Source organism: Stenotrophomonas sp. 2YAF26, from assembly GCF_052114625.1.
In the GTDB taxonomy this organism is placed as follows: Bacteria; Pseudomonadota; Gammaproteobacteria; order Xanthomonadales; family Xanthomonadaceae; genus Stenotrophomonas; species Stenotrophomonas indicatrix.
This window is the reverse complement of the sequence record NZ_JBFRFC010000006.1, coordinates 1-18719: the sequence shown is the minus strand read 5'-3', so window position 1 is coordinate 18719 and position 18719 is coordinate 1. Positions and strand designations below refer to the sequence as shown.

The window sequence follows — 18719 nt, the reverse complement described above, 5'->3', positions numbered from 1 at the left end:
GCAGGAAGGGCTCTGACCCCATGTCGCTGCACGAGGGTCGGACGCCGCAAGGCCTCCGGCCTTTTTTTCAGCCGATCTGCCGCCACTGCCCGGGCTGCAGGTCATCCAGCCGGTACGGCCCCATTGCAGCGCGTACCAGCCGCAGCGTCGGCAGGTTCACCGCAGCGGTCATCCGCCGCACCTGGCGGTTGCGCCCTTCGCGGATCGTGATCGCCAGCCAGCTGTCGGGCACCGTCTTGCGGAAGCGCACCGGCGGATCGCGCGGCCACAGTTCAGGCGCAGGATCGAGGCGCTCGATTTTCGCCGGCAGCGTCGGCCCGTCATTGAGCACCACGCCATCGCGCAGCTGCTGCAGCTGCCCGTCGCTGGGCGTGCCTTCCACCTGCACCCAGTAGAGCTTATCCGCCTTGTGTTTCGGGTCGGTCAATTTGTGCGCCAGCGTACCGTTGTCGGTCAGCAGCAGCAGGCCTTCGCTGTCATGGTCGAGGCGGCCGGCAGCGTAGACGCGCGGCGGCAAACCGAAGCCGGCCAATGTCGGCCGCGGCGGCACGCTGCGGTCGGTGAACTGGCAAAGCACGTTGAACGGCTTGTTGAAGGCAATCAGCATCGCGGGGACGACAGGCAGTGGTGACGCATTGTCCCATTCGGCGTGTCAGCCGAACACCTGCCATTTCAACAGGAAGGACACCAGCACCAGGGCGATGCCGCAGGCACTGACGATGTTCGCCCGGCGCCGTCCAGCGGCCTGCGCGGGCAGGGCCTGCCTGGCGGCGCGCTGCTCCAGCACGATGCCCAGCGCCAGCAGTCCGAAACCTGCAGCACCCGCCAGGTCATAGGCATTGCCGCCGTAGAAGATGTAGTCGATCAGGCGGATCGCCACCAGCACCGCGACAATGACCAGCAACAGCTTTTTCACGATTCCGCTCCATGGAAGTGCGGTCGGGTGGCGCCGGGCATCCGCCGACGCCACCGCTGCGATGCGTTACGGCTTCACGAAACGCAGGGTCATGCGGTCACTTTCACCGATGGCCTGGTACTTGGCGTCATCCGCCTTGTCATGCTGGTTGGTCGGCGGCAGGGTCCACACGCCATTCGGATGATCCTTGGTATCGCGCGGGTTGGCATTGACCTCGGTGCGCGCGTCGAGCTTGAAACCGGCGGCCTCGGCCATCGCGATCACCTGCTGCTGGCCCACATAACCGGTGTCGTCAGCGTCGGCCACGTCGGCCTTGGCGCGGTGCTCGACCACGCCGAGCACGCCACCCGGCTTGAGCACGTTGAAGAAGCCCTGGAACATGCCCTGCGCCTGGCCGGCCTTGCGCCAGTTGTGCACGTTGCGGAAGGTCAGCACCACATCGGCCGAGTTGGCTGCACCGAACACCGGCTTGGCCGGGTCGTAGGCAACCACTGCGGTTTTGTCGAACTGTGCCGGTGCGGCGGCGTACTTCTTTTCCAGGCTGTCGCGGCTGCGCTGCTGGTAGTCGCGGCCGCGACCTTCAGCCACGGCCTGCGGATCGACCACCGCAGCGATGTAATGACCCTTGTCGCGCAGCAGCGGCGCCAGGATCTCCGAGTACCAGCCATTGCCCGGGGTGATCTCGATGACGGTCTTTTCCGGCGCGACGCCAAAGAAGCCCAAGGTCTGCGCAGGATGACGGAAACCGTCGCGCTTGACGTTGGCGGGGTCGCGGGTCGAGGCCTTCACCGCGGCATCGATCGCGGGCGACACCTGGATCTTTGCCGGTGCGACCGTGGCCGGCGCGGCGAATGCGGGAACGGCAACCAGCAGCGCCGAAGCAAGCAGCAGGCGGCAACCACGCAGGGATGAGGCAGCAATCATCGGGGCGACTCCAGCGGAAGATGCGGCGAGACTAGCAGCCGCCGCGCCGCAGGTGTTCACAAAACGTTAGCCGCGTGCGCGGTGCGGAACACAGTTTTGTGGTCAGCGCCGCAGCGCGGTCACACATCGCGTTCTATCCTGAAGGACTTCCCCCAAGGAGTCCGTGCCCATGACGGCAAACCGCGAACTGGGCCGTTCAGGCCTGCATGTAGCTCCGCTCGCCTTCGGTGGCAACGTGTTCGGCTGGAGCGCTGATGAGAAGGCCAGCTTCGCCCTGCTGGATGCCTTCGTCGATGCCGGCTTCAACCTGGTCGACACCGCCGACGTGTACTCGGCGTGGGTGCCGGGCAACCAGGGTGGCGAGTCGGAGACGCTGCTGGGCAAGTGGTTCGCGCGCAGCGGCAAGCGCGACAAGGTGGTGCTGGCGACCAAGGTGGCCAAATGGGCCGAGCGCCCCGGCCTCACCCCGGACAACATTAATGCGGCGGTGGAGGATTCGCTGCGTCGCCTGCAGACCGAGGTGATCGATCTGTACCAGGCTCACGAGGACGATGAATCCACGCCGCTGGAAGCGACCCTGGCCGCGTTCGGTCGCCTGATCGAGGCGGGCAAGGTGCGCGCGATCGGCGCGTCCAACTACAGCGCCACGCGTCTGGCCGATGCCTTGAAGGTCTCCACCGACTACGGGCTGCCGCGCTATGAAACCCTGCAGCCGGAGTACAACCTGTACGACCGCGCCGGCTACGAGAAGGAACTGGAACCGCTGGTGCAGCGCGAGCAGATCGGCGTGATCAACTACTACGCACTGGCCAGCGGCTTCCTCAGTGGCAAGTACCGCACGCCGGACGATGCCGGCAAGAGTTCCGCGCGCGGCGCCACCGTGGTCAAGCGTTACCTGAACCCGCGCGGCCTGCGCATTCTGCAAGCACTGGATGACGTGGCCAGCAAGCACAACGCTACTGCCGCGCAGATCGCACTGGCATGGCAGATCGCACGGCCGTCGATCACCGCACCGATCGTCAGTGCCACCAGCGTGGAGCAGCTGCACGACCTGCTGGCGGCGGCGAACGTGGCGTTGAGCGTGCAGGATGTGGCGCAGCTGGACGCGGCCAGCGTGGAAGGTTGAAGGCGGAGGGTGCCGGCCAACGTCGGCACCCTTCAACGGATCCGCGCCATGCGTGGATGCTTTGCCTCAGCGCGGCAGGCTGTCCTCGGCCACCAGCGCATGGTGCATGCCGATGCCCGCGCGCACGCCTTCTGCCATGGCCAGGGTGATGTTGCCGACCGTGGTCGCATCACCGGCGGCGTACACGTTCGGCACCGAGGTCTGTTTCATCATGTCCACCTCGGCCAGCACGCCCAGCGGACTCTCCACCAGCGCGCAACCCAGCTGCTGCACCAGCGGCGTGGCCATCTGCTGCATGGCCGGCACGAACAGCGCACGCTGGGCAACACGGCGACCGTCGGCAAGTTCCACTTCCAGCCACGTCGGCTGCTCGCCGTGCACACCTACCACCGGCGTGGTTTCCACCTGCACGCCGCGTTGCTGCATGGCGGCCAGCTCCTCGTCGCTGATCGGCAAGCCCTGGCTGAAGAAGGTGACGTTGCCCCAGTCGGCGAACAGCGGCGCCTTGCCGGCCGACATCGGATGGCCGCCGAGCAGGCCGATCGAACCGCCACCCACTTCATAACCATGGCAGTACGGGCAGTGCAGCACGGTGCTGCCCCAGCGCTCGGCCAGGCCGGGCAGATCGGGCAGCTGGTCGGCGATACCGGTGGCCAGCAGCAGCTTGCGTGCGGTCAGTACCTGGCCGTCTGCCGTACGCACCTCCACACCTTCGGTGCGGAGCGTGGCCTGCACCGCTTCGGCATTCAGCCAACGCACGGTCGGGTAGTCCAGCAGTTGCTGGCGCGCGTTCTTCAACAACTCGGCGCCACTGACGCCGTCCAGGCCCAGCACGCCGTGCGAATGGCTGGCGAAACGGTTTCGCGGCGAACCCGCATCGATGATCGTGACCGGCCGGCGCGCACGCGCCAGGATCAGTGCGGCGGCGATGCCGGCGTAGCTGCCGCCGACGATGAGGACATCAGGATTCATGGTGACCTTCCAGGGAACGGTGATGGGCAAGATGGCGGGCGAAGTCGGCGCCAAGCTGGTCGAGGGTGGTTGCCTGCAGCCGCTGCTCGAGCAGGCGCTGCGCTTCGCGGGCACTCTCCAGCAGGGCCTGGTTGACCAGCTGCTGGATCGGGCAGCCGCCCCTGCCTTCACGGGTACCGACCTGGACCATCGGCGGCGCGCCGATGGCCTGGTAGACGTCGTGCAGGGTGATCGTCGCCGCATCGCGGGCGAGCTGGCTGCCGCCACCGTGGCCGCGCGTGCTGCGTACCAGGCCGGCCTTGTGCATCTGCGCCAGCAGGCGGCGGATCACCACCGGATGGGTCGGCAGGCAGGTCGCCAGCTGTTCGGAGGTTCGCGGCCCGTGCTGGCCGACCAGATGGGCCATCACGTGCAGGGCGTCGGAAAGCGGATTCGCGGATTTCATGCAACAACAATAGTTACATTTAAACCACCTGTCGAGGGTCTTCTTTCGTTCCATATGGACACATTTGTCCAATGAAACACATTCTTCACATCACTAAACAGAACGGCAATGTGACACGCATCGCACTTCAGAGCGCTAAAGGACGGTCGATACCGCATCGCACCCCTTCCGAGATCTCGTCCCATGAAAGCCTCTTCCCATGCGCCGCGGCTGCAGTCGAAGCTGCTCGGTGCCGTTTCTGTTGGTCTGGCTGTTGTCCTGGTATGCGCCCTGGCGGGCTTGGCGTCGGCCTGGTTGAAGCTGTCCACCGAAGTCCCCCCGGAGGTTGCCCACAGCCGCGACGCCGAGCGCCTGCAACGCGAATTCCGCGGGCAGGTACAGGAGTGGAAGAACGTGCTGCTGCGCGGCCACGATGACGCGCTGCGCCAGCATCACCTGCAGGCCTTCGACAACGAAGGCCGCGTCGTTGCCGAACTGGCCACGGGCCTGGCCGCCAGCCCCGATGCGCGCACGCGCGAACTGGCGCAGGCGTTTTCCGGCCTGCACGCACAGTTGCAGCAGGACTACCACGCCGCACTGCAGGCCTTCGCTGACGCCAGCTACGACCCGGCGGTTGGCGATTCCCTGGTGCGCGGCAAGGACCGTCCGGTGGCCAGTGCGCTGGATGCCCTGAGCGTGCGTGCCACCGAGGTAGCCGAGGCTGCAGTGACCGCGCGTTCGCAGGATTCCCGACAGGTGCTGGTGGTGTGCGCCGCGCTGACCATCGGCGCCGCCGTGCTGCTGCTGATCGCCCTTGGCTGGTGGCTGCGGCGCGCCGTGGTGCAGCCGGTGCTGGCGGTGGAAGCTGCCGCGCGTGCGGTTGCCGCCGGTGACCTCGACCACGTGGTGCAGGTGCGCAGCCGCGACGAGATCGGTCGCCTGGCACAGGCGATGCAGGCCGTGCAGAGCACCCTGCGTGGCGTGCTTGATGCGCAGACCGCGATGGCAAGGGCACACGACGCCGGCACGATCAGCCACCGCATGGACAGCAGCGCCTTCCCCGGCGCCTACGGCACGATGGTGGCCGACACCAACACCCTGGTCGATGCGCACATCCAGGTGAAGATGCGCGCGATCACGATCATGGGCCGCTATGCAGTGGGCGATCTCAGCCTGGACATGGAGCGCCTGCCCGGCGAGAAGGCCGTGATCACCGAGGCGCTGGATGCGGTGAAATCCAACCTGGGCGCGATCAACGGCGAGATCCGCCGCCTGGCCGAAGCTGCGGCGGCGGGCGACTTCAGCCAGCGCGGCGACAGTGCGCGCTTCGAGCATGATTTCCGCGCGATGGTCGATGGCCTGAACCGCTTGATGCAGACCACCGAACAGAACCTGGGGGAGGTCTCGGCCATGCTGCGTGCCATTGCCGAGGGTCGCCTGGGCGCGCGTATGGACGGCGACTTCCAGGGCGTGTTCGCCCGCATTGCGGGGGATGCCAACGCCACCGCTGCACAGCTGGCGACGATCGTCAGCGACATCAAGCACGCCTCCGGCAGCATCCACACCGCCGCTGCGGAAATTTCCGCCGGCAACAACGACCTGTCGCGCCGCACCGAACAGCAGGCGGCGAACTTGGAAGAAACCGCCGCGTCGATGGAGGAACTGACCTCCACCGTGCGTCAGAACGCCGAGCACGCGCGGCAGGCTAACCAGCTGGCGATCGGTGCGCGCAGCGTGGCCTCGCACGGCGGTGAAGTGGTCGGCCAGGTCGTGGCGACGATGGATGCGATCGAAGGCTCGTCGCGGCAGATCGCCGACATCATCAGCGTCATCGACGGCATCGCGTTCCAGACCAACATCCTGGCGCTGAATGCCGCGGTGGAAGCGGCGCGTGCCGGCGAGCAGGGCCGCGGCTTTGCGGTGGTCGCCAGTGAAGTGCGTACGCTGGCGCAGCGGTCGGCGGCAGCGGCCAAGGAAATCAAATCGCTGATCGAGGCGTCGGTGGAACAGGTTGGCCACGGTGCGCAGCGTGTGCGCCAGGCCGGCGACACCATGGCCGAGATCGTCGCTTCGGTGCAGCGCGTGACCGACATCATGGCCGAGATCTCCGCTGCCTCGCAGGAGCAGTCGGCCGGCATCGAGCAGGTCAGCCAGACCATCATCCAGATGGACGGCACCACCCAGCAGAATGCTGCGCTGGTGGAAGAAGCGAGCGCGGCGGCACGCAGCCTGGAACAGCAGGCGGATCGCCTGATCGAAGCGGTGGATGTGTTTGATCTGTCCACCACGGCGACAGCAACGGGTGCCTTGGCGCGCGCGGCGTGACGGAACCGCCGGGCAGTGTGGGGGTTGCCGGCCAGCGGCCGGCACTACCCATGCGTGCGATTCCCGGTAGTGCCGGCCGCTGGCCGGCAACCCGGACACTCCATCAGCGCAGGTAATCCGATGCGGCCATCGCTTCACCCAGGTAATCCAGGAACGAGCTGATCCGCGCCGATACGGCCGTGTTGCGGTAGTACACCGCGTGGATCGGCTGGTACACATCCAGCGTCTGTGCGGCCAGCACCGGCACCAGCGTGCCGGCCGCACGATCGCGTTCGGTCACGAAGTCGGACAGGCAGGTGATGCCCACGCCTTCCACCGCCAGCGCGCGCAGCGTCTCGCCGCTGGATACCGCGATATCCGGGCGCACCAGCAACTGCCCGTCGGCATCGCCCGGCAGCGGCCAGCGGTTCAGCGATTCCGGTTCGTTGAAGCTGAGCAGCGTGTGCTGGCCCAGCGCCGCCACGCTGGCCGGTTCCCCGTGCGCGGCCAGATAGCCCGGGCTGGCCAGCACCTGCAGCCGGCAGCGCCCCAGCGGCCGCGCATGCAGGGTGGAATCGGCCAGTGGCCCGATGCGGATCGCCAGGTCGGTACGCCGTTCCAGCAGGTCGATGTAGCGCTCGGAACTGTTCAACTCCAGCTGCACTTCCGGGTAGCGTGCGCGGTAGCCGGCCACCAATGGCGCGATCACGTGCAGCACGAACGGCATCGCCGCATCCACCCGCAGCCGGCCAGCCGGGCGCTCGCGGCGCGCAGCCATCTGTTCTTCGGCCGATTCCACTGCATCGATGATCGCCCGCGCATGACGCAGGTAGGCCTCGCCCTCGGCGGTCAGGTGCAGGCGGCGGGTGGTACGGGTCAGCAGGGTCGTGCCCAGCTTGTCCTCCAGCCGACCCAGCGCGCGGCTCACGCCTGAAGGCGTCTGCCCCAGCTGCTCGGCAGCCGCGCTGATCGAACCGCTGTCGATCACCGCCAGGAAGGCCTGCATCTCGTCGAGGGTGGTTTTCATGACGCCATTATTGACCACCAGGCAAGAGTGATTGGCGTGAAGACCGGTTTTTCGGCAAAGGTCGGCCGCGCACACTGCCCCCCTTCCTTCCGTCTGGACACTGTCATGATCCGTGGCATTCCGCTCGCCCTGCTGGCGCTGACCCTCGGCGCCTTCGCCATCGGCACCACCGAGTTCGTCATCGTCGGCCTGATCCCGACCATCGCCGCCGACCTGCAGGTCAGCCTGCCGTCGGCCGGCCTGCTGGTGTCCTTGTATGCGCTCGGCGTGGCCGTCGGCGCACCCGTGCTCACCGCACTCACCGGCCGTGTGCCGCGCAAGACCCTGCTGGTCGCGCTGATGGTGCTGTTCACCCTCGGCAACGTCATCGCGTGGATGGCACCGGGCTACACCTCGCTGATCGTCGCCCGCATCCTCACCGGCCTGGCCCACGGCGTGTTCTTCTCCATCGGCTCGATCATCGCCACCGCGGTGGTGCCGAAAGAGAAGGCTGCCAGTGCCATCGCCATCATGTTCACCGGCCTGACCGTGGCACTGGTGACCGGCGTGCCGCTGGGCACCTTCATCGGCCAGCACCTGGGTTGGCGCGCCACGTTCCTGGCCGTCGCCGGGCTGGGCGTGATCGCGCTGCTGGGCGCGTTGCTGTTCGTGCCGCGCGGCCTGGCGCAGAGCGCGCCGGCCACCTTCCGCCAGCAGCTGGACGTGCTTGCGCAGCCGCACCTGCTGATGGTCTACGCCATCACCGCACTCGGCTACGGCGGCACCTTCCTGTCCTTCACTTACCTGACGCCGATCCTGCAGGACGTCACCGGCTTCTCGGCCAACGCGGTCAGCCTGGTGCTGCTGGTGTATGGCGTGTCGGTGGCGATCGGCAACCTGTGGGGCGGCCGCATGGCCGACCGCATGGGTCCGGTGCCCGCACTGAAGCGCATCTTCGCGCTGCTGGCCGTGGTCCTGCTGGTCATGACCTTCACCGCCCACAACACCTGGTTGATGCTGCTGACCGTACTGGCACTGGGCGCAGTGGCATTCGGCAACGTGCCCGGCCTGCAGGTGTATGTGGTCAAGCAGGCTCAGCGCTACGCACCGCAGGCCACCGATGTGGCCTCGGGCCTGAACATCGCCGCCTTCAACATCGGCATCGCGCTGGGTGCATCGCTGGGCGGCCTCGTGGTCGAACACATCGGCCTGATGCACACACCGTGGCTGGGTGCACTGGTGGTGGTCGGCGCGTATGGCCTGACTGTGCTGAGCGGCCGTCTGGACCGTCGCGACGGCATCGATGATCGCGCCGACGGCATCACGGTGGCGGCACATTGATGAGCGCAATACACCGTTGCCCGCATGCACACAGCCCCTGCCCTACCCTTTGTGATCACCTCCTTCCCCCGCTTTGGAGTTCCCCATGACTGTCCCCGCTTTCGGCCTTGGCACCTTCCGCCTGAAAGACCAGACCGTGATCGACTCGGTGCGCAACGCACTGGACGTCGGCTACCGCGCCATCGACACCGCGCAGATCTACGGCAACGAAGCCGAGGTCGGCCAGGCCATCGCCGAGTCCGGCGTGCCGCGTGACGAGATCTACCTGACCACCAAGGTGTGGATCACCGAGTTCAAGCGCGATGCACTGCTGGCAAGCCTGCGCTCCAGCCTGGAAAAGCTGCGCACCGACCATGTCGACCTGGCGTTGATCCACTGGCCGTCGCCGAACGACAAGGTCGACACGCCGATGGAGGAGTACCTGGCCGCGCTTGCTGAAGCCAAGGCACAGGAACTGACGAAGGAGATTGGCATCTCCAACTTCACCATCGCCCAGACCCGCAAGGCGATTGAGATCCTCGGTGCCGATGCGATCGCCACCAACCAGGTCGAGATCCATCCGTACCTGCAGAACCGCCTGCTGGTGAAGTTCCTGCAGGACAACGGCATCCGCGTCACCGCGTACATGAGCCTGGCTTATGGCGAGGTGATCAAGGACCCGGTGATCCAGGCCATCGCCGGCCGCCATCAGGCCAGCCCGGCGCAGATCGCACTGGCATGGGCGCTGCAGCAGGATTACGCGGTCATCCCTTCGTCGACCAAGCGCGAGAACCTGGCCAGCAACCTGGAAGCCGCAGCGATCCGCCTGACCGAGGACGACATGGCGCAGATCGCCAAGCTGGACCGTGGCCATCGCCTGGCCAATCCGGAAGGCATTGCGCCGGCCTGGGATTGAGCAAAAGCCGCCGGACATGGCCCGGCGCTACCGGTAGGTGCCGACCTTGGTCGGCGCTTACCTCTGGTCGATCGATGAAACACCATGCCGACCAAGGCCGGCACCTGCCAGAAGCGTGGGTTCAATCCTCTTCCTGCAACAGCCACCCACGCATCGCCGCACTCACCTCTTCCGGCTTTTCCATCGGCGCCAGATGCCCGCAATCGGGCACCACCACCAGCTGAGAGTGCGGCACCAGCGCGTGCATTTCCTCGCTCACCGCCAACGGCGTGATGCGATCGTTCGCACCACAGACGATCAGCAGCGGATCGCGGTAGCCGGCCAGTACGTCGTGACCATCACGGCGCTCCAGCGCGCTCTGCCGCAGGAATACCTCCGCACCCAACCGGGCGGTCATGTCACGCACGCGCTGCACCAGCACGTAGTCGTCCAGCCGTGAGGCGTCGATATAGCTGCGCATCAGCGCGTCACCAAAGCCGTGGAATTTACCGGGCAGGCGCACGCTGGCACGCTGGCTGCGGCGCTGTTCGGCGCGTTCCGGGGAATCGGCATGGATAGAGGTATCGATCAGGGCCAGCTGCATCACACGCTCCGGCGCGATGCGCAGGATCTGCTGGGCGACGAAGCCTCCCAGTGAGAACCCAGCCAGCGCGAAACGCGAGGGCGCCTGCGCAAGCACGTCCTCGGCCACCGCCTGCAGGGTCTCGCCTCGGGTCTGGTCTCCCACGGTGCAGTCGGCGATATCGGCCAGGTCGGCCAGCTGCGCGCGCCAGAGTTCGGCGTCGTTGAGCAGGCCGGGGAGGAGCAGCAGAGGAATGCGGTCGGTCATGGCGGTATTGTGGCGCTGCGCGGTGACCGCGGCCAGCCACGAGCTGACCCTGTGTGTTGCGCGACCAAGTACTTGCTCCGCCGGGAGGACAACAATGCTGTACTGCGCGCACGCCATCTTCTATTACCTGTACGAGGGTCAAGCATCATTCCCGGTCCACGAGAATCTGTATCTGATCAATGCACCTGACCCAGCCACGGCGATGCAGAAGTCTGCGTCGCTCGCCCGTGAGTATGAGCAGCGAGGCGATGACAGTCGGCTGGAGATCAGCGGCGTGCGCGCCGATTATTGCTTCGCCGGCATCCGCAAGCTGATTGAGGTCGCGCAGGATGACGCTGCGCCTCTGACGCTTCCTGGATCTGGAATCGAAGTGACCTATTCTGTATTTGAGGTGGAGCAACTTGCCGATGTGATGCGGCTTGCCGAGGGCGGCAGGGTGCAGGTCGTATATCAGGAATAGCACTTGCTCAATCTTCTTGCAGCGCTCCATCCAACCGGGCAGTTCCTTCTCCTCTTCTACAGCAGACCAGACACCCATGGCCGACCCCTACAACAGTGGCACTCCCACCACCTCCGCAGCGCGCTTCGATGATTCGATGGTGACCACCGCCTTCGAGCTGCCCGGCTACCGCATCTCGCGCAACCTGGGCGTGGTACGCGGCATCACCGTGCGCTCGCGCTCGATCGTGGGCAACTTCCTTGGCGGCATCCAGACGATCTTCGGCGGCAACATCACCATCTACACCGAGCTGTGCGAGCAGGCGCGCGAGGAAACCTATCGCGACATGGTCAAGCATGCGAGGCAGCTGGGTGCCAACGCGGTCATCGGCATGCGCTATGACGCCACCGATGTGATGACCGGCCTGACCGAAGTGCTGTGCTATGGCACGGCGGTGGTGGTCGAGCCGCTGCGGTAACCTGCGAAACCCTGCCATGATGGATGTGAGGATCTACCGTCCCTGCGAGGCCAGTGATGTCCAGAGTGCCGACGATTGTGCTGTTCCTTTGCTTGGCTTGCCCTCCCTCCTCAGGTGATGCCTCCGCCAGGGATGGTCTGGCCACGCTGCCTGCGGCGGTAAGAGCCAACATACTGGCTGCGCAGAAGCAGCCCGAATGCGTACGTGTCGTGGAGGCCTACGTCCGGCGTACCAGGGCTTGGAATACGACAACGTATCTCGTAGCCACATCGCCCCCCGTATCCGGCGGCCGCGGTTTTGCCGTGCTGCATCAGGAAGATCTTGCAGATCCGCTGTCCATGCAGGAACGCAGATCGTTCCATCTGGAGCTGGATCAGTCGTGCAGCAAGGTTATCGAGGAGTTCTGGTTCCAGTAGAAGCGCCAAGGTGAAATGAACGAGGTGCCGATCACACGGGAACGTCGGGCACTTCCACCTGCTGCACCGGCAACGTCACCATCATCACCGTCGGGTCGTCCGGGTCCAGTTTGGTCTTGAAGCCCAGGCTCTGGCACATCGCCAGCATGGTGCTGTTCTCGCGCAGCACCTGGCCTTCCACCACGTCCAGGCCCAACCACTTGGCGTACTCGATCATGATCGCCATCAGGCGCCAGCCGATGCCGTGGCCCTTCAGATCCGAACGGATCAGGATGCCGTACTCGCCACGGTGGTAATCCGCATCGGCATGCAGTCGCACCGCGCCGAGCATCTCGCCGCTGCGCGGTTCGAGCGCCACCAATGCGATCGAGCGCGCGTAGTCCAGCTGGGTCAGGCGGGCGATGAACTCGTGGCTGAAATGCTTCACCGACTGGAAGAAGCGCAACCGCAGATCTTCGTCGCTGACACGCGCGAAGAACGCGCGGAACAATGCGTCATCTTCCGGCCGCACCGGGCGCACGAACGCGCGACCGCCGTCGGACAGCTCGATGGTGCGCTCCCACTCCTTCGGATACGGGAACACCGCGAAGCGTGGATGGCCACGGCCCTTGTGCAGGATGCGCGACGGCGCGACCGCCACGCGCGCGTCCAGCGCGAGGATGCCCTTGCTGTCCACCAGCAGGGGATTGATGTCCAGCGTGCGCACTTCGGGAATGTCCGCCGCCAGCTGCGCCAGTTTGACCAGCGCCAGTGCCAGTGCGCGCTCGTCGGCGGCGGGCACGTCGCCATAGGCTTTGAGAATGCGCGAAGCCCGGGTCTGGCCGATCAGCTCGTGGGCCAGGCGCAGGTCCAGCGGAGGCAGCGCCAGCGCCTTGTCGTTGATCACTTCCACCGCCGTGCCACCACGCCCGACCACGATCACCGGGCCGAACGTGGCGTCGTCGGCGATGCCGACGATGAGCTCGCGCGCCTTCGGGCGGACGATGGTCGGCTGCACCAGCAAGCCGTCGATGCGCGCGTCCGGTCGCAGCTGTCGCGCACGGGCAAGGATCGCCTTGGCCGCGCTCTGCACCGCCGGCAACGTCGCCAGGTTCAGGCGCACGCCATCCACTTCGGATTTGTGCGGAATATCCGGCGACAGGATCTTCAGCGCGACGGTCGCGCCACGCTCCAGCAGCGGTTGCGCCAGGTCCATCGCCTCGTGCGCATCGCGCGCATGCAACACCGGCGCAGAGGGAATGCCGTAGGCCTTCAGCAGCTCATGGGTGGCCAGCGGATCCAGCCAGCCCTGGCCATTGGCTAGCGCGCCTTCGACCAGCGCGCGCGCACGCGCGGTATCCACGCTGAAATCCTGCGGCAGGCTCGGCGGCGTTTCCATCAACGCACTCTGTGCCTCCCGGTAACGCACCAGATGCTGGAAGCCGCGCACGGCCTCCGCTTCGGTGGGATAGGTCGGCACGCGTGCCGCATTGAGGGTGGCGGTGGCCTGGTCGTCATTGCCCAGCCACACCGCGAATACCGGCTTGTCGCGGTGATGGCGCGGGCGCAGGCCGAGCGTGCGGGTCAGCGCCTGCGCCGCATCGGCCGACGAGGTGAACGCGGTAGGCACGTTGACCACCAGCACTGCATCGTTCTCGCTGTCGGCCAGCAACGCTTCGATGGCGGTGGCATAGCGATCACCATCGGCATCGACCACGATGTCGACCGGGTTGCTGCGCGACCAGCCCTGCGGCAGTACCGCATCCAGCTTCTGCACGGTGCTGTCGGACAGTTGCGCCAGCGTGCCCTGCAGCGCGATCAGCTGGTCCACCGCAAGGTGGCCGACGCCACCGCCGTTGCTGAGGATGGCCAAGCGACGACCGGGGAAGGTGCCAAGCCGGCCCAGCGACTCGGCTGCGGTGAACAGTTCGTCCAGCGCGCTCACCCGCAGCAGGCCGGCACGGTTGAATGCCGCGCCGTACACATCATCGGCGCGCGCCAGGGCCTGCACGTGGGTATCGGCGCTGCCCGGCTGCACCCGTTCGGCGCGCCCGGACTTCACCACCACCACCGGTTTGGCACGCGCCGCGGCACGTGCGGCCGACATGAACTTGCGGGCGTCCTTGATCTGCTCGACGTAGAGCAGGATGGCGCGCGTGCGGTAGTCGGTGGCGAAATAGTCCAGCAGGTCGCCGAAGTCCACGTCCATGGTGTCGCCCAGCGAAACCACGGCGGAGAACCCCACCGAGCGCGCCACGCCCCACTCCACCAGGGCGGCGGCGATCGCCGAGGATTCGGAGATCAACGCGAGGTCGCCGGCCTGCGGGAAATGCGCGGCGATGCTGGCATTGAGCCGTGCATGCGGTGCGATCACGCCCAGGCAGTGCGGGCCGAGGATGCGCAGGCCATGCGCACGCGCGGCGGCCTCCACCTGTGCCCACGGCGAGCCTGGGCCCTCACCCAGATGCGCGGTGAGGATGATCGCTGCCTGCACGCCACGTTCGGCAGCGGTGCGTACCACCTGCGGCACGATGGCGGCCGGTGCGGTGATCACCACCAGTTCCGGCACCCAGTCCAGGTCCTTCAGCCGCTTCACCGTGCGGATGCCATCGATCTCCGCATGGCGCGGGTTGATCCATGCCACTTTGCCGGGGAAGCCGGTGCCGCGCAGGTTGCGCATCACTGCGCGGCCCGCCGAGCGCTCACGCGGGCTGCCGCCGATCACCGCGACCGACTGCGGACGGAACACGGACTGCAGGTGGTAGGTACTCATGTGCCTACGTTACACGGACCGGCGCTGCGGCGGCATGATCGTGCGCAGGAACCTGGCATCGCATCCACGCAGGGCGTGGATCTACTACGCCGGCCAGAACCAGTAGATCCACGCCATGCGTGGATGACGCCCCCGTTACAGCAGCGTCCCGTGCAGGATCATCGCGGCGATGCTGAAGTAGATGACCAGGCCGGTCACATCCACCAGGGTGGCCACGAACGGGGCCGAGGCGCTGGCCGGGTCGAAGCCCAGCCGCTTGAGGATGAAGGGCAGCATCGACCCGGACAGCGAGCCGAACGTGACGATACCCACCAGCGCGGCGCCGATGGTGATCGCCAGCAGGATCCAGTGCTCGCCGTAGTCATGGAAGCCACCGAGCTGCCAGATCACGATGCGTACGATGGCCAGGCAACCGAGGATGGCGCCGAGCACCATGCCGGTGGGCACTTCGCGCAGGGCCACCTTCCACCAGTCGCGCAGGCGCAGTTCGCGCAGCGCCAGGCTGCGGATCAGCAGCGAGGTCGCCTGCGAACCGGAGTTGCCACCCGAGCTCATGATCAACGGAATGAACAGGGTCAGCACCACCGCGCGCGCCAGTTCGTCCTCGTAGTGCTGCATCGCGCTGGCGGTCAGCATCTCGCCGACGAACAGCACGCTCAGCCAGCCGGCGCGCTTGCGCAGCATCTCCAAGAAGCCGATCTGCATGTACGGCTTGTCCAGCGCCTCCATGCCGCCGAACTTGTGCGCGTCTTCGGTGGACTCTTCGATCAGCGCATCGAGGATGTCATCGACGGTGACGATGCCGAGCATGTGCTGCTGCGCGTCCACCACTGGAATGGCCAGCAGATCGTGGCGGCGGATCAGCCGCGCCACGTCTTCCTGGTCCATCTGCGCATCCACCATCACCGGCGGATTGACCTGGGCCACGTCCAGGATCGATTCCTCCGGCAGCCCGGTGATCAGCCGGCGCATGGTCACCACCTGCTGCAGCTGCTGGTTGGCCGGGTCGAGCACGTAGATCGCATACACGGTCTCGCGCGTGCGTTCGACCTGGCGGATGTGCTGCAGGGTCTGGGCCACGGTCCAGGTGGCGGGCACGGCGACGAACTCGGTGGTCATCAGCGCACCGGCGGTGTTCGGCGGGTAGCTCAGCAGCTTCTGGATGGTCTGCCGGGCTTCGTTGCCCAACAGCGGAATCAGCCGCGCGCGTTCTTCTTCATCCAGCTCGTGGACGATATCGGTGGCACGGTCGTCGGCCATCAATCCCAGCAGCGCGGCGGCGCGTGCCGGCGGCAGTGCGGCAACCAGCTCGCCACTGCGGTGCAGCTCCGGCGCCTCGAGCATTTTCACTGCACGCGGCAGCGACAGCGCGGCCAGCGTCTCGGCAGCGCGCTGCAGTTCGAGCGTGTTGAGGAATTCGACCGCGTCGGCGGTGTTGTAGTTCGCCAGCGGTGCCGACAATGCTGCGGCATCGGCCACCGGACGCAGCAATTGCTTCTGGTTCATGGTGATTCGCCTTCATGGGGTGCGACCTCGCGCAACGCCAACGCAGGCAAACCGTCCCGGTGTCAGGCGGTGGCCATCGCTGGCGTCGACCGAGGTCGACTTCTACTGTCGCTGGACATGGGTTGGGGACTCCGGAGGGGTGTACTGCCGGACACGCCGGCAGCGGCGGGCAGTCTGGACCTGCGGTCGGTGCAGGTCAACCCGCCACGCTGACCGGACAATGGGCCCGCTGCCGTTCTCGTGCGTACACAGCGGCGCGCGCATAATGCCCAGGTGGCACCCGCCGCGCTTCCCCTCCCCGCCGAACGGACGCACAGCCGGCCTTCCGATGACCAGGTATTCCCATGCATAGCGGTGGTCTGGAACTGGCACTGGTGCTGCTGCTGGCCGCGGTGATCGCGGTGCCGGTGTTCAAGAAGTTCGGCTTCGGCGCGGTGCTGGGCTACCTGGCGGCCGGCGTGGTGCTGGGGCCGGACGGTCTGGGCTTCGTACAGGACGCCGACCGCATCCTCGGCGCGGCCGAGATCGGCGTGGTCATGCTGCTGTTCGTGATCGGGCTGGAGCTGTCCCCGGCCCGGCTGAAGGTGATGCGGCGCTCGGTGTTCGGTGCGGGCGCGGCGCAGGTGGCGCTGTCCGGGCTGGTGCTGGGCGGCCTGCTGCTGCTCGATCACTTCCAGTGGAAGAGCGCGCTGGTGGTGGGCGTGGCGCTGGCGCTGTCGTCGACCGCGGTCGGCCTGCAGCTGCTGTCCGAGCACAAGGCGATCAACAGCGACCATGGCCGGCTGGGGTTTGCCATCCTGCTGTTCCAGGACCTGATCGCCATTCCGCTGCTGGCCGCGATTCCGCTGCTGGGCGGGGTCAAGAACGAGACGCTGCGCTGGGAAGATGCGGCCGTCGCGCTGGGCGCGCTGGCGGTGGTGATCCTGTGCGGGCGGCCGGTGCTGCGCCGGGTGTTCGGCATCATCGCCCGCACCCGCAGCCCGGAAGTATTCACCGCCACCGCGCTGCTGGTGGTGCTGGGCACCGCCTGGTTCATGCAGGAAGCCGGCCTGAGCCCCAGCCTGGGGGCGTTCCTGGCCGGCGTGCTGCTGTCCGATTCGGAATTCCGGCACGAGCTGGAATCGCAGATCGAGCCGTTCAAGGGCCTGCTGCTGGGCCTGTTCTTCATTGCCGTGGGCATGGGCATCGACCTGGACCGCATCGCCGCCGAACCGTGGATGATCGCTGCGGGCGTGGCGATCCTGCTGGTGGTGAAGTTCAGCCTGCTGTACGCCATCGGCCGTATCGCCAGACTCAGCTCGCGGCAGTCGTTGCTGCTGGGCAGCGTGTTGTGGCTGGGCGGCGAATTCGCCTTCGTGGTGTTCAACGAAGCACAGCGTGCGCATCTGCTGGGCAATGCCAACCATGACCGGCTGGTGGCGATCGTCGGCCTGTCGATGGCGATCACCCCGTTGCTGATGATCGCCCTGATACGCCTGCTCGGCGAGGAGAAGGTCGCGCCCCGCCAGGCGGCGGAGGCCGACAAGGTGGCGCCGGACAATCGCCCGAAGGTGCTGATTGCCGGCATGGGCCGCTTCGGCCAGGTGATCGCGCGCCTGCTCACCGCGCAGAAGGTGCCGTTCGTGGCACTGGAGGCGAACCCGGACACGGTGGCCGACCTGCGCCGCTTCGGCAACCAGCTGTACTACGGCGATCCGACCCGGCCGGAGATGCTGCGCGCCGCCGGTGGCGAGCACATCGACGTGTTCGTGATCACCGTGGACGACCCGGAAACCAACCTGCGGGCGGTGCGCATGGTGCGCCGCCTGTACCCGGACGCGACGGTGCTGGCGCGTGCGCGCAACCGCCAGCATGCCTGGCGGTTGATGGACATGTCGGCCGAACCGTTCCGCGAAGTATTCGGTACCAGCCTGGAAATGAGCGGGCGCGTGCTGACCGCGCTGGGCGTGGCACCAAACGTGGCCGAGCGCCACGTGCAGCAGTTCCGCGAGCACGACGAGAAGCTGCTGCGCGACCAGTACCTGGTCTACGACGACGAGGCCGCCGTGATCCAGACCTCGCGCGATGCCCGCAACGACCTGATGCACCTGTTCGAAGCGGACGCGGAAAGCGACGACAAGTAGATCCACGCCATGCGTGGATGTTTTTGTTTCCGTGCGCGGCGATCATCCACGCATGGCGTGGATCTACTGAAGGCATCCTGCCGACCAACGGTCGGCACCCACCCTATGGAGTGCGACCTTCAGCCGTTGTCGCGCAGGAACCTGGCCATCGAAGAGACGCCCGGCACGCGCGGCTCGGACGCGGAAAGCGACGGCGACAAGGAGCGCTGACCGACGGGGTTGGGTAGTGCCGGCCGCTGGCCGGCAACCTCATGAACCCCGCCAGGAT

The 18719-nt window shown here is 66.7% G+C and carries 16 protein-coding genes; 7 read left to right on the top strand and 9 right to left on the bottom strand.

Going from position 1 to position 18719, the window contains the following annotated elements; all coding sequences use genetic code 11:
* Window positions 1-67: 67 nt before the first annotated feature.
* The 3 genes from AB4Y98_RS08275 to AB4Y98_RS08265 form a co-directional block, all read right to left on the bottom strand.
* A complete protein-coding gene (locus AB4Y98_RS08275) occupies window positions 68-607 on the bottom strand; it encodes a pseudouridine synthase (protein ID WP_025877589.1) in 540 nt (179 codons plus the stop codon).
* Window positions 608-652: 45 nt separating this feature from the next.
* Window positions 653-916, bottom strand: coding sequence for a hypothetical protein (locus AB4Y98_RS08270; RefSeq protein ID WP_033832507.1), 264 nt, complete (start codon window positions 914-916; stop codon window positions 653-655).
* 66 nt (window positions 917-982) lie between these two features.
* A complete protein-coding gene (locus AB4Y98_RS08265) occupies window positions 983-1840 on the bottom strand; it encodes a class I SAM-dependent methyltransferase (RefSeq protein ID WP_088101858.1) in 858 nt (285 codons plus the stop codon).
* A 169-nt stretch (window positions 1841-2009) separates the two neighbouring features.
* Between AB4Y98_RS08265 and AB4Y98_RS08260 the strand changes: the two genes are divergently transcribed.
* A complete protein-coding gene (locus AB4Y98_RS08260; RefSeq protein WP_032976826.1) occupies window positions 2010-2966 on the top strand; it encodes an aldo/keto reductase in 957 nt (318 codons plus the stop codon).
* A gap of 66 nt (window positions 2967-3032) precedes the next feature.
* Here the strand turns inward: AB4Y98_RS08260 and AB4Y98_RS08255 are convergent, their stop codons facing one another.
* Window positions 3033-3938 (bottom strand): NAD(P)/FAD-dependent oxidoreductase, encoded by a 906-nt coding sequence (locus AB4Y98_RS08255; RefSeq protein ID WP_105164850.1) that lies wholly within the window; start codon window positions 3936-3938, stop codon window positions 3033-3035.
* Window positions 3928-4383, bottom strand: coding sequence for an Rrf2 family transcriptional regulator (locus tag AB4Y98_RS08250; protein ID WP_025877596.1), 456 nt, complete (start codon window positions 4381-4383; stop codon window positions 3928-3930). Before AB4Y98_RS08250 ends, AB4Y98_RS08255 begins: the two co-directional genes overlap by 11 nt.
* A gap of 183 nt (window positions 4384-4566) precedes the next feature.
* On the opposite strand from AB4Y98_RS08250, the gene AB4Y98_RS08245 reads away from it, so the two are divergent.
* Window positions 4567-6687: a methyl-accepting chemotaxis protein gene (locus AB4Y98_RS08245; RefSeq protein ID WP_442244137.1), complete on the top strand. Its 2121-nt coding sequence runs from the start codon at window positions 4567-4569 to the stop codon at window positions 6685-6687.
* A gap of 103 nt (window positions 6688-6790) precedes the next feature.
* Here AB4Y98_RS08245 and AB4Y98_RS08240 read toward each other — a convergent pair whose 3' ends face one another.
* A complete protein-coding gene (locus AB4Y98_RS08240) occupies window positions 6791-7693 on the bottom strand; it encodes a LysR substrate-binding domain-containing protein (protein ID WP_442244136.1) in 903 nt (300 codons plus the stop codon).
* Window positions 7694-7798: 105 nt separating this feature from the next.
* Between AB4Y98_RS08240 and AB4Y98_RS08235 the strand changes: the two genes are divergently transcribed.
* Together AB4Y98_RS08235 and dkgB are read left to right on the top strand one after the other, a co-directional pair.
* Window positions 7799-9013, top strand: a complete 1215-nt coding sequence (locus AB4Y98_RS08235; protein WP_442244135.1) for an MFS transporter — start codon at window positions 7799-7801, stop codon at window positions 9011-9013.
* Between the two features lie 85 nt (window positions 9014-9098).
* Window positions 9099-9908: a 2,5-didehydrogluconate reductase DkgB gene (dkgB, locus tag AB4Y98_RS08230; RefSeq protein WP_442244134.1), complete on the top strand. Its 810-nt coding sequence runs from the start codon at window positions 9099-9101 to the stop codon at window positions 9906-9908.
* A 121-nt stretch (window positions 9909-10029) separates the two neighbouring features.
* Here the strand turns inward: dkgB and AB4Y98_RS08225 are convergent, their stop codons facing one another.
* Complete coding sequence (locus AB4Y98_RS08225) at window positions 10030-10737, bottom strand: alpha/beta fold hydrolase (RefSeq protein ID WP_442244133.1); 708 nt, start codon at window positions 10735-10737, stop codon at window positions 10030-10032.
* Here AB4Y98_RS08225 and AB4Y98_RS08220 point away from each other — a divergent pair.
* Window positions 10736-11197: a DUF4288 domain-containing protein gene (locus AB4Y98_RS08220; protein ID WP_442244132.1), complete on the top strand. Its 462-nt coding sequence runs from the start codon at window positions 10736-10738 to the stop codon at window positions 11195-11197. The two genes, AB4Y98_RS08225 and AB4Y98_RS08220, sit on opposite strands and share 2 nt — an antisense overlap.
* Window positions 11198-11273: 76 nt before the next feature.
* Window positions 11274-11654 carry a YbjQ family protein gene (locus AB4Y98_RS08215; RefSeq protein ID WP_442244131.1) on the top strand — a complete coding sequence of 127 codons (381 nt, stop codon included), beginning with the start codon at window positions 11274-11276 and terminating at the stop codon, window positions 11652-11654.
* A gap of 447 nt (window positions 11655-12101) precedes the next feature.
* Here AB4Y98_RS08215 and AB4Y98_RS08210 read toward each other — a convergent pair whose 3' ends face one another.
* Both AB4Y98_RS08210 and mgtE read right to left on the bottom strand, forming a co-directional pair.
* Window positions 12102-14822, bottom strand: a complete 2721-nt coding sequence (locus AB4Y98_RS08210) for a bifunctional acetate--CoA ligase family protein/GNAT family N-acetyltransferase (protein ID WP_442244130.1) — start codon at window positions 14820-14822, stop codon at window positions 12102-12104.
* 135 nt (window positions 14823-14957) lie between these two features.
* Window positions 14958-16328 (bottom strand): magnesium transporter, encoded by a 1371-nt coding sequence (mgtE, locus tag AB4Y98_RS08205; RefSeq protein ID WP_312110754.1) that lies wholly within the window; start codon window positions 16326-16328, stop codon window positions 14958-14960.
* A 344-nt stretch (window positions 16329-16672) separates the two neighbouring features.
* On the opposite strand from mgtE, the gene AB4Y98_RS08200 reads away from it, so the two are divergent.
* Window positions 16673-18451 carry a monovalent cation:proton antiporter-2 (CPA2) family protein gene (locus AB4Y98_RS08200; protein WP_442244129.1) on the top strand — a complete coding sequence of 593 codons (1779 nt, stop codon included), beginning with the start codon at window positions 16673-16675 and terminating at the stop codon, window positions 18449-18451.
* Window positions 18452-18719 lie beyond the last annotated feature (268 nt).

What these genes read in the sequence shown, in the direction of transcription:
- AB4Y98_RS08275 (WP_025877589.1), bottom strand. Translation starts at nt 607, where the DNA reads ATGCTGATTGCCTTCAACAAGCCGTTCAACGTGCTTTGCCAGTTCACC.
- AB4Y98_RS08265 (WP_088101858.1), bottom strand. Translation starts at nt 1,840, where the DNA reads ATGATTGCTGCCTCATCCCTGCGTGGTTGCCGCCTGCTGCTTGCTTCG.
- AB4Y98_RS08260 (WP_032976826.1), top strand. Translation starts at nt 2,010, where the DNA reads ATGACGGCAAACCGCGAACTGGGCCGTTCAGGCCTGCATGTAGCTCCG.
- AB4Y98_RS08255 (WP_105164850.1), bottom strand. Translation starts at nt 3,938, where the DNA reads ATGAATCCTGATGTCCTCATCGTCGGCGGCAGCTACGCCGGCATCGCC.
- AB4Y98_RS08250 (WP_025877596.1), bottom strand. Translation starts at nt 4,383, where the DNA reads ATGAAATCCGCGAATCCGCTTTCCGACGCCCTGCACGTGATGGCCCAT.
- AB4Y98_RS08245 (WP_442244137.1), top strand. Translation starts at nt 4,567, where the DNA reads ATGAAAGCCTCTTCCCATGCGCCGCGGCTGCAGTCGAAGCTGCTCGGT.
- AB4Y98_RS08240 (WP_442244136.1), bottom strand. Translation starts at nt 7,693, where the DNA reads ATGAAAACCACCCTCGACGAGATGCAGGCCTTCCTGGCGGTGATCGAC.
- AB4Y98_RS08235 (WP_442244135.1), top strand. Translation starts at nt 7,799, where the DNA reads ATGATCCGTGGCATTCCGCTCGCCCTGCTGGCGCTGACCCTCGGCGCC.
- dkgB (WP_442244134.1), top strand. Translation starts at nt 9,099, where the DNA reads ATGACTGTCCCCGCTTTCGGCCTTGGCACCTTCCGCCTGAAAGACCAG.
- AB4Y98_RS08220 (WP_442244132.1), top strand. Translation starts at nt 10,736, where the DNA reads ATGGCGGTATTGTGGCGCTGCGCGGTGACCGCGGCCAGCCACGAGCTG.
- AB4Y98_RS08225 (WP_442244133.1), bottom strand. Translation starts at nt 10,737, where the DNA reads ATGACCGACCGCATTCCTCTGCTGCTCCTCCCCGGCCTGCTCAACGAC.
- AB4Y98_RS08215 (WP_442244131.1), top strand. Translation starts at nt 11,274, where the DNA reads ATGGCCGACCCCTACAACAGTGGCACTCCCACCACCTCCGCAGCGCGC.
- AB4Y98_RS08210 (WP_442244130.1), bottom strand. Translation starts at nt 14,822, where the DNA reads ATGAGTACCTACCACCTGCAGTCCGTGTTCCGTCCGCAGTCGGTCGCG.
- mgtE (WP_312110754.1), bottom strand. Translation starts at nt 16,328, where the DNA reads ATGAACCAGAAGCAATTGCTGCGTCCGGTGGCCGATGCCGCAGCATTG.
- AB4Y98_RS08200 (WP_442244129.1), top strand. Translation starts at nt 16,673, where the DNA reads ATGCATAGCGGTGGTCTGGAACTGGCACTGGTGCTGCTGCTGGCCGCG.